This window comes from Ruegeria sp. SCP11, assembly GCF_040329455.1.
GTDB lineage: Bacteria > Pseudomonadota > Alphaproteobacteria > Rhodobacterales > Rhodobacteraceae > Ruegeria > Ruegeria atlantica_E.
Map to the genome: position 1 here is coordinate 124,178 of NZ_JBDZYG010000013.1, position 14,757 is coordinate 138,934.

Genomic DNA, 14,757 nt, shown 5'->3' on the forward strand with positions numbered 1-14,757 from the left:
ATTCAATGGGTCAAAATTGTATAACGTGTGGGTTTAGGTCTTCTTCGCGCGTTTGCGTAGAAAGCCATCCCTGACGTATGGGCACGTCATAAAGGCGCCCAGGTCCGAACCTGGCCCAGAAATGGCGCAGGCCTGGGGCCACAACGCGCACGACCGGGAAATTCACATCTGGCCGTGTCTGGTCGAGAACCAGCACATCGATATCGTTTGCCTGTAAGCGAGAAACGCAAATCTCAACATCCGCAAGAACGTCGTCAGTTGCCAGACTTCCCAAGTCAGCCAGCGTCAACATCGCTTGACTGTCGTCAGGGACAAGGTACTCCGCTTGCGACAGCCGCGTCGTACGCCACCAATTGATCGCATCAGAACTGCCAAGATAAGTTACTTCGGCGGCTGCGCCGCCTGGCTTTGGAACGGCTTCCAGAGACTGGTTTAATTCCGTAAGCGCCCGCGACAGAGCTACCTCGGGATCGAGATGGCAGCCAAACCCGTAAATGATGTCTTCTTCAACCTTGTCCGTTCTTCCCGAGATCGCCGCAAAGGTCGGTATACCGATGTCGCTTGTGACATCTATCACCCGCAGTGTTCTATGTATTTGGGAGTAATGCCTTAGAAGTTCTTGGCCGTATGTGTCACGGGAGCTTGCAATATCCACGCGGGGGCGGGTCAACCGATTGTACCACCAAATCGCGACGGCATCTCTTTCGATCAGTTCCAGCAAGCCTTGCAGAATAGCTTCTTCTAGGGTGCCGCCAGCGGCGCAGCCGTTGGAATCCGCACGTCCAAAGTTGGGGCCTGGTCCGTGATACCCGAAATAGCACATTGATGTCGGCAGATACCGCATGACGCCATCACTCAGCGACCATAGCGGCGTCCATTCTATTTCGGCTTCCGGATCGAAAGGCTCGGAAACCCAATATGCTTTGTGATCTTTGCGATTATGCTCGGCACGATCCGCATATTGTTGCGCACTATAGCCTAGGCATTCGTTTGGCAGAATTACGGGCGCGTTGAGGTCTTTGAGCCGGGCAAGACGGCGCGGCTCGGTGCCATCAAACACACCGCAATAGCGTTCCAGGGATTCAGCCACCGCACTGATACGAGCCTGCTCCGGGCTACGACCTTTGCCGCCTGACCGCCGCCGCAGTCCTTCGCGAAGGAAAAACCGTGTATCATGCAAGTCTGAAAAGTTGTGGTCGGCGGAATAGGTCGGCGTGCTCCAGACCCCTTGGTCGGAAGGACTACTACGAACACCTGGGGCCAGAGATCCAACGATACCGGTTATCGGACTTACATTCCGCTCCAGTATAGCCTGTATTTCATTCGGGCGGCAGGATCGGTGCCCGCCATCGGTGCCGTGCACTTTCGGTCGGGATTGCAGAATTGGTCGCGGGGTTATCTCGGCCAAGGCAGAACTGTCACCGCATACGGGGCACTGAGGTCGGCGCGTCAGTGTATGGCTTTTCCGTTCCATTGATAGATGATCCGTGCTGATCACCCGGTTCGCCAGCACCGATGGGCCGCCAACACCGATCCAACGCGTCACTTCGGTGACGAGTTCCGCCATCGCCGCAACTGGCGAAGTACCAATGCTGGCTTTTGGTGCCAGGCGGGTGTCGGCCAGACCTGAAAGCTTACCAATATGGGTTTCAACGCGGCGGTGCCATCGCAGACGATGCGCAAGGCACTCCCAGCAGGCGGTTTCGCCGGGAACAAATGTAGGACCCAGCCAGCTTTGAAGGCCGCCGGGATTGGCCAATATCCATGGTTGATTTTCCTCAACGGCCCGCTTGTTCCACTCGGCCAATTCAGCGGCAAGATAGTTATTGGTGGCAATCACAGTCAGCGCGCCGCGATCAACAACGCGCAGACCGTTTTTTTCGAGAGCCTCGCGCATGTAGGCGCCATCCTGACCGATGCAGGAGACATCGACCGGAGTGTTTGCCAGACGCTCTGCGGCGTTTGCAGGGTTTACACCGGCCAATTCCCAAAAGGCCTGCTGGCTGTGTGGCATCGACAAACTGTCTTCGGCCAAGAAGCCACGCTTTTTGAGCAGGTCCAGAGCTGAAAGCACGTCGGCACTGACATGGATCTGACACAGTTGCTCGAAGATGTCTTCAACCAAGCGCGTTCCGTCCAGCAAAGGCGCCAGGTCGGAGAATATTATGCCCTTCAGACAGACGTGACCATGTTCGCTGAACAGATACAAACCTTCTTCAGGAACTACGATTGCCTTGATGCTGGATTTGAACCGGGGTGCCGCGATGGCACTGTCATACATGAGGGCGCGTGCCCTCAGCAGCAGGCCGGTGGCGCAACGGCGGTATCATGTTCGTGAAGATCATCATCGTGTACGTTGTCGGGTCTGTCTCCGACATTTACGATCTGTGTGAAAGTCTTGCCGATTTCTTCGCCATATGCCTTAACTGCGGATGTTGGGTCTTGCTCGAGCAACGTCCGAAATTCCGGGTCTTTCCAGGCTTTCGCGTGCATCTTTCCCCAGTCCTCATTCGTCGGTGCCGTCATGTAAGATTCCTCCCTCGGTTGATTTTCGTCTATACATTTACATAGCATTGCTACACTTTCTTAACCTTTTCACACAGGAAAAAGACACGATCAAGTTGTGATTGGATCTTTGAAGTAACAGTTAGTCTACTAAACGCGCATACGTCACGAATTTCGGTAGTTTTGGGCGCCAGGCCGACGCAGGACATCGAATTGGTTGGTCGTTCCGGATACGGGTTTCAACTCAAAATTTCGAGCAATTGATTGAATGATGACGGCCATTTGCGACAAGGATTGGGCGGCCGCAATGCAAACTCTTGGACCGGCACCGAAAGGCATATAAGCTTTGGCCGAAACTGGCGGAATGCGACCTGTGGCAAAGCGGTTGGGTTGAAACTCAGAAGGCTGCGAAAAGTAACGAGGATCCCGATGCAGCAGACCTGGGCAGACCCAAACTCCGAGCCCTTCATCCAGTTGATATTCACGCACTCGAAAGCCGCGTGCCACTTCACGGTACAGGATTGGCGCCGGCGGCGTCAGGCGCATCGACTCTCGCAATATCGCCATCGTGCGGCTTGTGCCAAGCGTTGCGATGCTGAGACGCTCGGCATTGTTAAGCGTCGTTGCTTCATGAGCCAATTTCCTGTCCAGCCCATAGCGGGCAATGTCGTACCAGAAATGCGTCAAAGCAGAAGGCATTGTCAGGTGGCCAGCAAAAAGCATCTGAATAATTTCGCTCACGACATCTTGCTTGGAAAGAACCTCGGGAGCCATTTGATGTGCTTTCACCAAGGCCGAGAGAACATCACCCCGATCAACAAAGCTATCGAAGCGAGCACGGATGATGGCCAGAACCCCATCCATATTGCTGGGTGCCCGAGGGCGTGTCATCTGCACTGCTCTTTCGCCACTGCCCATGGTGGCGGTGAAATCCTCTCCGTAGCCTTCGAGGTAAGGGACCAAACCACTGCGGCCATGACCATCGCTGTGGCCCTCAAGGTCAGCATCCAAAACTGTGCGCAGTGCGATGCGGCTGATCAACACCCGAACCTCATGAACCAGATCAATTGGTTCTCCGTCCTGCCAACGCGCTGTGATGGCCTCAGCGAGCTCTGCCGCAACAGACAATCGAGGCGCGCGCAGCGAGGCGCGGAAGAGCGGCAGCAAGAGTTGCCTTCGCGCACGCCAGGTTTCGGGATCGTCCAGTGTTGTCAGCCCATCGCCCCAATGCCCAGCATTCGAATCTCGCAAGAAAACTGGCTTGCGCAGATCCGCCTCGTGGAAGCGAAAGAGCGTCCGAACAAGGTCAGCATCATGCACAAAAACGATTGGTCCGGCACCCAGATCAAAACTCGACACGTCTCCGAACGTGTTCGACAAGTGGCTAAGAAAGTCGAGCGGACTGCGCCCAAAAAATCGTGCATTGAGCCGCGCATTCTGCGCGTCCACTGGTCCGGGTGGCAACGTCACTTTGATACCCTGAAAGGAAGTGAGTAATGGACCAGCCGGACATCTGGGCATACGGGCTGGCACCTGACATTCTGCTGGACGAGGCAGATCAAGGTGTGAATTTGCGCAGCCCAAGCGGGTCGATATCTATTACCGACAGGTCCGAAGTAACCCTCGCCAGAAAGCTCGCTCAGGGCGGTGTGAGTGAGGCGGTTTTGACAGCTTGCCTCGCCCCAAATCCAGATGCAGCGGATGCCTGCGCGGCGTTCCTGTTTCGCCTGGATCAACGCGGCTTTCTGTGCCGTTTTGTCATACAGAATTCTCTGGCTATTTCGGTTTGTGTGCCACAGCGCGCACCAGAGACTGGCCTTCCAACGTTCAAACCGAGAAAAACTTTCAGACTGTCTCCCCAAACGCTGCTTCAGCCTGAAAAGAAGGGGTTCAGAGCACTGGTCCCAGGTAGTTGGGCGACCGTGAATTTGCTGGACCCACAGATAGGTCCATTGCTTTTCAAGTTGTCCGAGGGGGTGGAGGCTACGCAGGTCACAAACTGCGTGCCGGGTCTTGAACTCCACGCTTTCGAGGCATTGATGCGGCTCTTTGCGTGGTGCGATTTGCTGGACGGCACTGCAAAAACTCAACCGCCTATGCACGAAGTGCTGTTCCACAGCCATACACGCCTCGGTTTCACAAGGACTAAACTTGGGAAAACGGGGAAGCCGCAAACATTTAGACAGGCAGCCAAAGATATTCCGGACATCGCGCTGCCGCTTCCAAATGTAGCGGATCTTATCGCAAGCGACCCGCCGCATTTTCTGGTGTCCCGCAGTCGCAGAAGTCGACGCGACCAAGGCCGCACACCGATCAATCTTGCGCAGCTTAACGAGTTGCTTTTCCGATGTTTCTACCAAGAGAATGGTCACCGCTCTTATCCCAGTGGTGGTGCTTTATATTCGTTGACTACGTATCTTCTGGTTAATCGTTGCGATGGTTTGGTGCCTGGACTTTATGCCTACGATGCTGCCAGTCACGGCCTCACAATGGTTACCAAATTCACTCGCGCTCTCAAGGGCCTTTTGGAAGACGCCGCCGCATCAGCGAACTGTGCTTCTCACACGCAAATTCTGCTTCTGCTATCTTCGGACATGGCGATCACTCGAACCGCCTACGGCGACTTGGCATACTCATTGACCCTTAAAGAGGTCGGCGCCGTTTACCAAAATGTTCAACTCGCGAGCGAAGCAATGAAGTTAGCGGCATGCCCTCTGGGAACCGCAAACTCTTTGGCCTTCGCAAAAGTCATCAGGCAAAATGTGTACGATACGCCCTTGGTTGGAGAAATGATTATTGGGTCAAGTGAATGAGTTGTTGAATCTTTCGCAAACTTCTCATTTTAACACCCAATGAATTGGCAACTGAACAAGAGTACATAGAGCGTGAAGTTTAGCGTTAGCTTTTCCAGCTGTTCATTCACCAGGTTCTGTCGCAAATTCCTTTGAAGGCTGAAGAGATGGCGCAGGCGGGTCTATTACCCTGCCAATTGAGCAAACTGCTGAAACGGAGAGAGTCCGGGTGTGAACTGACCTTTGCGGATCATGTTGATCAATTCGATACCGGCCAGGGCAATTCAGCTGAAGAGAAAGACTCGAAACCCTACATGGGCCTGATCCGACGTTTGATGAATCGATGGTCTTGTTCAATGATGTCATTGAGGTATTTCCGTCTGACTATCTAAATCGGTACCGGACAACCTAAGCCTTTCAGCATCTTGTTTATTGCTTTGATGCCAGTAGTGTTGGCCCCGCTTTTGTCGATGACAATCTTCCGTGCCAAACCGTTCACATCAAGCGCACGAGCGAAGAACTTTGTTGCGGAAGCTTTGTTCCGGCGTTTTGAATAGCATGAAGTCCAGGGTCTTGCCGTGTTTGTCGATGGCGCGATAGAGACAAACCCACTCACCCTTCACTTTCACATAAGTCTCATCCATGCGCCATGATCGGTCGGCAGGACGCTTTTTGCACCGTGAAGCATCAGCTACAAGACCGCCGTATCTGCCCACCCAGCGGTTCAGGGTCGCGTGATCCAGTTCAACGCCACGTTCTGCCATGATTTCTTCCAGATCCCGATATGACACCCGTATCGTAGATAGAAGAAAACAGCGTACAAGATCACTTCTTTCGGAAAGTGTGCACCCTTGAATGAGATTGTCACGGTCTGCTCCTGTTATTCAAAGCAAGCGCTACCAAAACGACACTTAGTCTGACAGATGGGAACAAAGTTTGCGACAGAACCTGGAAGACGAACTCAAGATTGGCTCAGAATTTCTGTGGCCCGGCGATTTCATGAGCGTCTGCATATCCCCACCCGTCAGTACGCGCGGCTTGTTCGTGATTGGGTGACTTCCATTGGGTTGAAGGCGTGCGTTTACAGCACTCATTCAACTCGGCGAACCAAGGTCACCCAGATTTACAAATCGACGGGCAATCTGCGCGCGGTGCAACTCGTGCTCGGTCATGCAAAGATGGACAGCACAATTCGGTAACTCGGTGTGGAGCTTGAGGACGCGTCGGCCATAGCTGAAGCCAACGAAATCTAATGTCTGTGGGCCGTCGTGGAAACGGCCCGTTGCTGCCGTTCGTGGAGCAAGTAGACTATGCTGCGGTTGGGCAAACCGGACTTTGCGGCAACGGACAAAACTAATAACGAGCGGGCCGCTCGCTGCCAAGGTTGGGATTGGAACACCTGCGGGACCTGACCTCAGCCGCTCTTTTCGACCAGAAAATCGATCATGGCGCGGGTCTTGGCGGGCAGGTTATCGCGACTGGCATAGATCACGTTAACCCCGATCGAGGGCGGGCGGAATTCGGGCAAAATCGCTACCAAGGTTCCTGTATCCAGCTCAGCCTGGCAGGAAAGCTCTGGCAGTCGGGCAATCCCACGACCGGCAATGGCCAGCACCTTTTCGGTATGAGCGTCGTTACATCGAACACGTGGAGCGATTGGCACCGTGATCACTTCTCCGTCGGGTCCTGGGTAGGTCCAGCTTTGTGTGATCCCGTGAAACGAGAAATCAATCAGATCATGTTCTTTTAGATCATCGGGGTGGCGTGGGGTGCCGTATCGTTTCAGATAAGCAGGGGAAGCCACCGTAAGACCCTGTGTGCGAAAGATCTCGCGAGCGATCAGATCGGACGGGGGCAGATCACCAATGCGCACCAGCAAGTCGATACCTTCACCGACCATGTCGGCGCGGCGCTCGGACACGTCGATGTTCAGATCAACTTCGGGGTAACGCTGGAGAAATTCGGGCAGCCAGTCGTTCAGCCATCCGTGGGCGAAAACAACAGGTACGCTCATCCGCAGCTCCCCAAATGGCCGGTCGCCGACCGAATGCAACCGGTTCTGCACCGCACGGGTGTCATCCACAATCCGGCAAGCGTTTTCATAGTATATGCGCCCGGATTCGGTGAGGCTGATCCGGCGTGTTGTCCGGTTCAAGAGCCGGGTGCCAAGCCGCGTTTCAAGCCGCGCGATCTCTTTGCTGACATGGCTGGGCGTATGGCCCAACAGTTTTGCGGCCGCACTCATTCCTTCCTGCTCCACCACTGTGCAGAACAGAACCATGCCACCAAAAAGGTCCTTATTGTGATCCATGTGGAATAAATGCTGTTCTAACTGAGCTATTAAAGTTCAATACAGGCATAGCTACCTTTGTTGCAAGCAAAGGAAAGGCCAAATCATGTTGGACATCAAAAACTTTGATCACATCGGCATCCGTATCAGTGACCGCGATGCATCCGTCGCCTTCTATGAGTTGTTGGGGTTCCAGATGATCGCGGACGGTGGCTATGACAAAGGCCATCCGCTGGTGATGCTGCACCCGTCCGGGATCAACATCAACTTGCTCGGCCCTGCAACCGCAAAAGCGGGCGAAAACGTCCTGATGGACGAGGCCAAAAAATACCCAGGCATCACCCACCTGGCCGTCAAGGTGAAGGACGCCGAAGCAACCGAAACCTTTGTCATCGAAAACAGCATCGAAATCACCGGCCGTCGAGAATTTCGCGGCACCAAAACCATCTTCATACGCGACCTGGACCGCAATGTGTTGGAGTTCGTCGGCCCCGGTCCCTCAGTCGCGCAACTCATCGCCGAGCATACGCACGGTTGAACCCTGATCACCAATGGAGACACTCTCATGAACACTTTCATCAAACCGTTCGCCATGGCCCTGAGCCTGACCATCGCTGCCGCAGCACTGCCAGTACTGGCAGAAACCCCGATGATCAAAACAGTTGACGGTGTAGCAAGCTATCCGGAAGGCTATCAGGGCACACCAGCCCGTGCCGCTGATGAAGATCCGTTTCTGTCACCAACAAACTCGGCGCTGATCCTCATCGACTATCAGCCGCCGATTTTGGCAGGGGTCAAGAACATCGACCATGAAGAGCTGATCAACAACACCACAGGCCTGATCAAGACTGCTGTGATCTATGACATCCCGATCATTTTCAGTCATGTCGCCGTGGGCCTGAACGGTTATGATCCGATGATCGAAGAACTGAGCGATCTGGCGCCGAACGCGGTCTTTATCGACCGGACAAATGTCAACGCTTGGGAGGAACCTGAGTTTGTCGCTGCGGTCGAAGCAACGGGCCGGACAAAGCTGATTATGGGTGGCCTCTGGACAGACGTCTGTCTGGCCTATCCCGCGATTGAGGCCGAACTTGCCGGATATGACGTCTATGTGCCGGAAGACGCCGTTGGCTCGATCACCCAGCTCAGCCACGATAACGGTATGCGCCGCATGATCGAGGCTGGTGTCGAACCGATCACATGGAACGTGGTTCCGGCAGAACTGCAACGCGACCATGCGCGTACCGACAAGCTACAGGCCGTCACGCGCGTATTCATGGAACATCTGTTCAAAGTCGACCCGGACACAACCTGGTAAACCCAAAATCTGTCAGGGGCTTCGGCCCCTGGTAATGAAATCTACTTGAAGCTAGGCTTTTTCCGCATGCACTTGCGCAACTTCGCGAAAGCGAGCGTCGATGGCATTGGTGAAATTGATCGGGAATGCCCTCTGTTGCTGAATTCTGTTTAGCAAAAAATTATACTAATGAACCTGTTAGCCAAAATTCGAAACAGCCCATGGCCGTCGTTAAAACTGATTGGAAGTACTGCACCGCGGCCCAGCCTTTCCTAGATCTTTGCGTTTGCTTGATTGGGCAACAGGGTCCGGGCCCATAGTCAACCAACACCTGGCGTGTACCAAATGGGTGATCCCTAACGGCTTGGTTGCAGACATTCTTATGGTGTTTTGGTCCAGACCTCGGGGTTAACGATATTGATAGGGGCACCCTCTGCATAGGCGTTCACTTGATCGAAGATGTCAGCGAATTGCAGGTCGAACTCATCCTCAGTAACAAAGCCAATATGTGGGGTCGCGATCAAGTTTGGATGTGACAGCAACGGATCGTTGGGGTCAGTCAACGGCTCGGTGTCGAACACGTCACTCGCTGCTTTCCCGGGACGACCGGTATCGAGCGCATCGAGCAACGCCCCCGGCGCTATAAGCCCAGCACGGGAGGTATTCACGAACAGTGCACCCGGCCGCATTAGCGCAAAATCAGACGCCGTGATGATCCCACTCGTGTCCGGTTTCAAGCGCACATGAACCGAGACGACGTCGCTTTCGGCGAAGAATGCCTCGCGACTGGTGGCAACTGGTGCGTCATCCGCAAGTGCGCGTGCCCGGCCTTCATCTGATGACCACCAGACTACGTTCATACCAAATGCCTCGGCGTAACCCGCAATTGCCCGAGCAATACGGCCATAACCATAAAGCCCCAGTTGACGTCCGCGCAGCGTCTTGCCCACTCCGGCTTGCCACCGCCCCGCTTTGACCGAAGCCATCTGCGCGGGCAAATCGCGCATTCCGGCCATGATCAGTGCCCAGGTCAGTTCGGCGGCGGCATAAGATGGTGTCCCGCCGTGCATGTTAGAACACAACAACACGTCCTGATCCGAACAGGCTTGTACATCCACATGAGGATACACACTGCGTTGGCTGATCAGTTTGAGGTTAGGCAACTTCTCAAGCAACTCGCGCGTCACTTTGGTGCGTTCGCGGAACAGGACAATTGCCTCGGCGTCCTGCAATCTGGCAGCTAATTCGTCGATGTCTTCAACATGTTCCGTCCAGACAGTCACGTTGTGTTCGGCAAGCTTCGCAAAGCAAGGCAGACCCCGCAGCGTGTCGAACCAGTCATCCAGAATGTGAACTTTCATCGGCTTTCAATGCTCCGTCCGGGTGAGAGCTTTCTTGGTGTTGGAACAAAATTTGGAGCTTCAAGTGCGGCCAGTGCGTTGCGAACGCGTTCGCGTTGATCGAGCAAGTGATTGAACTGCTCGTCGCACCCAGCAATCGGCGCCGGATACGCAGCCAAATCCCGCCTCAACGCAGCTTGCGCCAGTTTCAGTTCCTGTCGGGCAATGTCGAGGCATTCTGAGTAGTCGTCCATAGTGATACCCCTTATATGTATACCATAGTATACTACCGGAAGTGCGCCTTTTCAACTCCCATCCCACACACTTTGGGGCACATAGATATGGCCATCGGCCAGCTTGCGAGCTGTACGCACCAAGCCAGCGGCGCTCAGTGAAAACCCATCTTCGTTCGAAAAATTGACCAATACATCAATTTTTCCTGAAGCGTGCTCGAGTACGATCTCTGCCGGGCTGGCAACCGCACGCTCAAGTAGCCCGTCTGCCACAGTTCCCGGCGTCAGCGCGCACGAAGCCATGCACTGCGCCCCTGTAACCGCCATCGTTGGGTGCGTCTTCCATGGCATGAAGTACCGGACGGCAATGGTTCCACCGTCTTTGGCTGGGGCAAATAGCCCGAACTTCGGCGTTACAGACTGAGAGACATCCCCCATTCCCATCAATTCGCCAGCTTCGATCCGAATGGCCTCCATCTGATCAAAGAACTCTCGATTTGCATCCAATTCCTCTGCAGTTTCATAGCCTGTCAGGCCAAAATCGGCGGCACATGCAATGGCCATGGGCATGGCGACGTCCATGCAGGTCAGATCAATCCCCTGAACAGTGTCGCGAAGATTTCCCGTGGGCAGAAAGGCACCGGTAGAGGAGCCGACGACCCCCATGAAACTCAATTGCACTGGCGCTGAACGTCCTGGAACGCCAGCAATTTCGGCGTCACCGTCATAGGTCAGTTCACCGCCCGGTGTCTGAACTTTGGCGACCACTTGTGCCCCAGTGTTAACGGCACGAATACGGATTTCGGTCTGATCATCTTTCGGCTTAATCAAACCCATTTCGATTGCAGCAGGTCCGACCCCTGACAGGATGTTCCCGCAGGTAGGCTTGAAGTCCACCAGCTTTTCCTCGACTGAGACCTGCGCGAAGAAATAGTCGATGTCAGCCCATTCATCGTCGCTGGTCGACAGCATAGCCACCTTGGTTGTGACCGCAGCACCGCCACCAATCCCGTCGATATTCAGCGAGTGACCTGCACCGATGGCAGAGATTAAGACGTCGGCCAGAACATCCAAATCCTCCGGAAGGTCAGATCTGCGGAAATAGGGGCCACGCGAGGTACCGCCTCGCATAAAAATGTACGGGATAGCGGTTTGCGTCATATCGCACTCTCCTCCACAAGGTTTGTGAGAACTTCGGTGAAATCACGGGTGCCAAGTGCACCGTGAAGGTCGCGCGTACGCGTTTCAGGCAATGCCAAAGCAGTGCACACGGATGCGCGGATCAGATCGGCTGCTGCGATTTCTCCGAGATGTCGCAGCAGCATTTCAGTGGACAAAATCAGCGAGACCGGATTGGCCATATCTTTCCCCGCGATGTCCGGTGCGGAACCGTGCTGCGCCTGTGCCACGGCGTGGTGGGCACCGAAATTCAAGGACCCAGCCAGCCCCAGACCTCCGGCCAGTTCCGAGGCGAGATCACTCAGAATGTCGCCAAACATGTTGGTTGTGATCAGGACGTCGAACCGCGAAGGGTCTCGAACCAGATGGGCCGCTGCTGCATCCACAAGCATTTCGTCGAAAGTGACCGACGAGTACTCCTCGGCCACCGCTCTGGTGCAGTCGAGGAACAAGCCATCCGTCATGCGCATGACGTTCGCCTTATGAATGACGGTCACATGTTTGGAGGGGCGCGACGCGGCCAGCTCAAACCCAGCTCGTGCGATATCCATGCTGGCCGAGCGCGTTACCTTTCTGAACGCCAATGCGACGTCTGGCTCTGGCATGAACTCTCCACCACCCGCGAACATGTTGCGGTCTGCATAAAACCCTTCGAGGTTCTCGCGCATCACGACCAGGTCGAACGCCTTGCGGGACGGCGCATCCAACCCCGGCCAAGTTCTGGCCGGGCGACGGTTGGCGAAAAGCTCCAGCTCTTTACGCAGAACTCCCGAAGGATTGCGCCCACCCTGGTCAACCGGCGGATAGCTGTTGTGCGAAACCGGACCCAGTATCACCCCGTCAGCGGTCTTCGCGGCTTCGACGACGGCCTTCGGGATCGTGGACCCCTCGGTCTCCAACGCCGCAAAGCCGATCGCCCTCCGCTCGATCTTGACCTCTCGGTTCAGGGCCGGGCTGGCGGCTTGCAGAACTGCCAGCGTTGCGGCCATGATCTCTGGCCCGATACCGTCGCCTTCCAGGCAAAGCAGCTTTAGCGGATCGCTCATTTCAGCGGCCACGGCAGGCTGACCATGTCCTGAAGCAGACCCGGTGGGAAATCCCGGTTCAGAGCACCCGCCATGACGCACATGAAGCCGATGCCGCAGGCTGTCAGGATCAGGGTCATCTGCCAACTTGAACCGGCGCGAATGCGGAAGAAGGCGATCAGGAATCCGATCAGGGCGAGAATGAAGCCCACAACCCATGTGGCCGCGATAAGACCTGCGAACCACGCCAGCGTCGACCAAAGCCCATGCGGAGCGCTCGCATCTTCACCGGCAATTTCCTTGTCAGCAAAGATTGCATCCCCCTCGGGTCGCCGCATCATTTGGATCAACAGGACCACGCAGCAGAACAGTGAAACGCTGCCGATCACCAGCGGGATGATCTTGTCGGTCATGTTGTAGTCGGGGATCATGTTGGCATTGACCAACGCCACGATCAGGTAGGCCATGATCACCAGCAGGAAAACCAGCGGCGCGCGCTTGCTGCCGGATTGGACCTCGCCTTCGGACATGATCATCTTGGCCTGCCGAATGCCCAGAATGACAGACACCACGGTGACCACGATCAGAACGATCACGATGGGGCTGAAGACATATTCCATCCCCTCACCAAAGCTCTTGCGGAACCGGAAAGAGGCAATTTGGAAGGCCTGGTTGGTGAACTTCTCAACCGGGTTCGACAGCACGAAGCCAATCAGGAACGCCGGGCGTGACCAGTCGAAACGGCGTAGGAAGATGCCGATCAGGCCGATGACAAACAGCGCCAGCAGGTCTTCAAAGTTTTGACCTGACTGGAAGGCCGCAAAGCTGATCAGCATGAACAGGAACGGCGCCAGATAGGTGAACCGGATCGTCGTCAGCTTAGCGATCCCGCCAGAGGCTGCGATGCACAGGATGGTGCCCACCACGTTAGCAAGCGCCAGCAACCAGACGATCGAATAAGTGATGTCGAGATTGTCCTTGAGCATGCTCGGACCAACCTCGATATCGCCGGACCCCAACAGGGCAACCGCGCCGATGAAGATCGCCATCGAACCTGAACCGGGGATGCCAAATAATAGGGTTGGTACGAGCCCCCCACCCTCTTTAGCGTTGTTCGAGCTTTCCGGCCCGATAACGCCCCGCACCTCGCCTTTGCCGAAGTTGCTTTTGTCTTTGGTGGATTGAACCGAATGGCCATAGGCAATCCAGTCGACAACCGAACCGCCAAGGCCGGGGATGACACCAACGACCACCCCGATGATCGAGCACCGGACCGACAGCCAAATGTTTGCCGCCCAGTCTTTGACCCCATCAAACCAACCAGCCCCCAGTGAGGCCCCTTTGGCAATAGACCGGTCCTGCCGTAGCAGCGAGACGATCTCTGGCACCGCAAATATCCCCAAGCCCACGATGACCAGCTTCAGACCGTCAGTCAGATAGGGAATGTCATAGGTCGCCATACGCAGCGATCCGCCAGCGTCGGCTTCACCAATCGTGCCGACCATCAGTCCCAGCCCAGCGGCGGCAACGCCCTTCAGCGGAATGCGGCCGGCGAGAATGGCCACCATCGAAAGCCCGAGAATTGTGATCATCAACATCTCGGGCAGGCCAAACGCAAGAACGATGGGCCGCGCGACCAGAATGAACATTGTCAGGAACGTTGCACCCACCAAACCGCCGAACAGCGATGACGCAAAGGCTGCGGACAACGCCCGAGCGGCCTCACCCTTTTTCGCCATTGGGAAACCATCCAGCACGGTCGCTTGCGAGGCAGAGCTACCGGGGATTCCCATAAGAACTGACGCGAAGGTGTCAGAAGTCGGAACAACGGCGACCATCCCGATCATCAACGCCAGACCCATTATTGGGTCCATGCCGAACATGAAAGGCAGCAACAGGGACAAGCCAGCAATACCGCCAAGCCCCGGAAAGACACCCACGGCCAACCCCATTACGACGCCGAGAATGAGATACCCAAGAACGATGGGTTGCAGGATCAGACCCCACGCATCATTGAGCGCAGGAAGAGCGGTGGCGAAAACCTCCATAGCGGCCGCCTTTCATTCAATTTTGGTAGAGATCAAAAGGCACGT

12 protein-coding genes and 2 pseudogenes are annotated in these 14,757 nt (G+C 55.4%); 4 read left to right on the top strand and 10 right to left on the bottom strand.

Annotated features, from left to right (window positions below; all coding sequences use genetic code 11):
* Nucleotides 1-10: 10 nt before the first annotated feature.
* The 3 genes from ABLN94_RS18805 to ABLN94_RS18815 form a co-directional block, all read right to left on the bottom strand.
* A complete protein-coding gene (locus ABLN94_RS18805) occupies nucleotides 11-2,281 on the bottom strand; it encodes a TOMM precursor leader peptide-binding protein (protein ID WP_352995337.1) in 2,271 nt (756 codons plus the stop codon).
* A gap of 14 nt (nucleotides 2,282-2,295) precedes the next feature.
* Nucleotides 2,296-2,526: a hypothetical protein gene (locus ABLN94_RS18810; protein ID WP_170496466.1), complete on the bottom strand. Its 231-nt coding sequence runs from the start codon at nucleotides 2,524-2,526 to the stop codon at nucleotides 2,296-2,298.
* 144 nt (nucleotides 2,527-2,670) lie between these two features.
* Nucleotides 2,671-3,975, bottom strand: a complete 1,305-nt coding sequence (locus ABLN94_RS18815) for a cytochrome P450 (RefSeq protein ID WP_352995340.1) — start codon at nucleotides 3,973-3,975, stop codon at nucleotides 2,671-2,673.
* Between the two features lie 26 nt (nucleotides 3,976-4,001).
* Between ABLN94_RS18815 and ABLN94_RS18820 the strand changes: the two genes are divergently transcribed.
* A complete protein-coding gene (locus ABLN94_RS18820) occupies nucleotides 4,002-5,318 on the top strand; it encodes a SagB family peptide dehydrogenase (protein WP_352995343.1) in 1,317 nt (438 codons plus the stop codon).
* A gap of 164 nt (nucleotides 5,319-5,482) precedes the next feature.
* Here ABLN94_RS18820 and ABLN94_RS18825 read toward each other — a convergent pair.
* Nucleotides 5,483-6,165 (bottom strand): annotated as a pseudogene (locus ABLN94_RS18825) (IS6 family transposase).
* Between the two features lie 80 nt (nucleotides 6,166-6,245).
* Between ABLN94_RS18825 and ABLN94_RS18830 the strand changes: the two are divergent.
* Nucleotides 6,246-6,496: pseudogene (locus tag ABLN94_RS18830) on the top strand (tyrosine-type recombinase/integrase); the annotation flags it as partial.
* A 215-nt stretch (nucleotides 6,497-6,711) separates the two neighbouring features.
* On the opposite strand, the gene ABLN94_RS18835 reads toward ABLN94_RS18830, so the two are convergent.
* On the bottom strand, nucleotides 6,712-7,608 hold the full coding sequence (locus tag ABLN94_RS18835; RefSeq protein ID WP_352995345.1) for a LysR family transcriptional regulator: 897 nt from the start codon (nucleotides 7,606-7,608) through the stop codon (nucleotides 6,712-6,714).
* Between the two features lie 85 nt (nucleotides 7,609-7,693).
* Here ABLN94_RS18835 and ABLN94_RS18840 point away from each other — a divergent pair, with 85 nt between their 5' ends.
* Together ABLN94_RS18840 and ABLN94_RS18845 are read left to right on the top strand one after the other, a co-directional pair.
* Entirely contained in the window at nucleotides 7,694-8,125 is a 432-nt protein-coding gene (locus ABLN94_RS18840) for a VOC family protein (protein WP_352995348.1), read from the top strand.
* A 27-nt stretch (nucleotides 8,126-8,152) separates the two neighbouring features.
* On the top strand, nucleotides 8,153-8,908 hold the full coding sequence (locus ABLN94_RS18845) for an isochorismatase family protein (protein ID WP_352995351.1): 756 nt from the start codon (nucleotides 8,153-8,155) through the stop codon (nucleotides 8,906-8,908).
* 359 nt (nucleotides 8,909-9,267) lie between these two features.
* On the opposite strand, the gene ABLN94_RS18850 is transcribed toward ABLN94_RS18845, so the two are convergent.
* From ABLN94_RS18850 to ABLN94_RS18870, 5 genes are read right to left on the bottom strand one after another with little or no spacing between them, the layout of a single operon-like run.
* Nucleotides 9,268-10,248: a D-2-hydroxyacid dehydrogenase family protein gene (locus ABLN94_RS18850; protein WP_352995354.1), complete on the bottom strand. Its 981-nt coding sequence runs from the start codon at nucleotides 10,246-10,248 to the stop codon at nucleotides 9,268-9,270.
* Nucleotides 10,245-10,481: a hypothetical protein gene (locus ABLN94_RS18855; RefSeq protein ID WP_352995356.1), complete on the bottom strand. Its 237-nt coding sequence runs from the start codon at nucleotides 10,479-10,481 to the stop codon at nucleotides 10,245-10,247. The genes ABLN94_RS18850 and ABLN94_RS18855 overlap by 4 nt, the downstream gene beginning before the upstream one ends.
* 51 nt (nucleotides 10,482-10,532) lie before the next feature.
* A complete protein-coding gene (locus tag ABLN94_RS18860; RefSeq protein ID WP_352995359.1) occupies nucleotides 10,533-11,621 on the bottom strand; it encodes a 4-oxalomesaconate tautomerase in 1,089 nt (362 codons plus the stop codon).
* Nucleotides 11,618-12,685, bottom strand: a complete 1,068-nt coding sequence (locus ABLN94_RS18865) for an isocitrate/isopropylmalate dehydrogenase family protein (RefSeq protein WP_352995362.1) — start codon at nucleotides 12,683-12,685, stop codon at nucleotides 11,618-11,620. The genes ABLN94_RS18860 and ABLN94_RS18865 overlap by 4 nt, the downstream gene beginning before the upstream one ends.
* Nucleotides 12,682-14,712, bottom strand: coding sequence for a tripartite tricarboxylate transporter permease (locus tag ABLN94_RS18870; protein WP_352995364.1), 2,031 nt, complete (start codon nucleotides 14,710-14,712; stop codon nucleotides 12,682-12,684). The genes ABLN94_RS18865 and ABLN94_RS18870 overlap by 4 nt, the downstream gene beginning before the upstream one ends.
* Nucleotides 14,713-14,757: the final 45 nt, after the last annotated feature.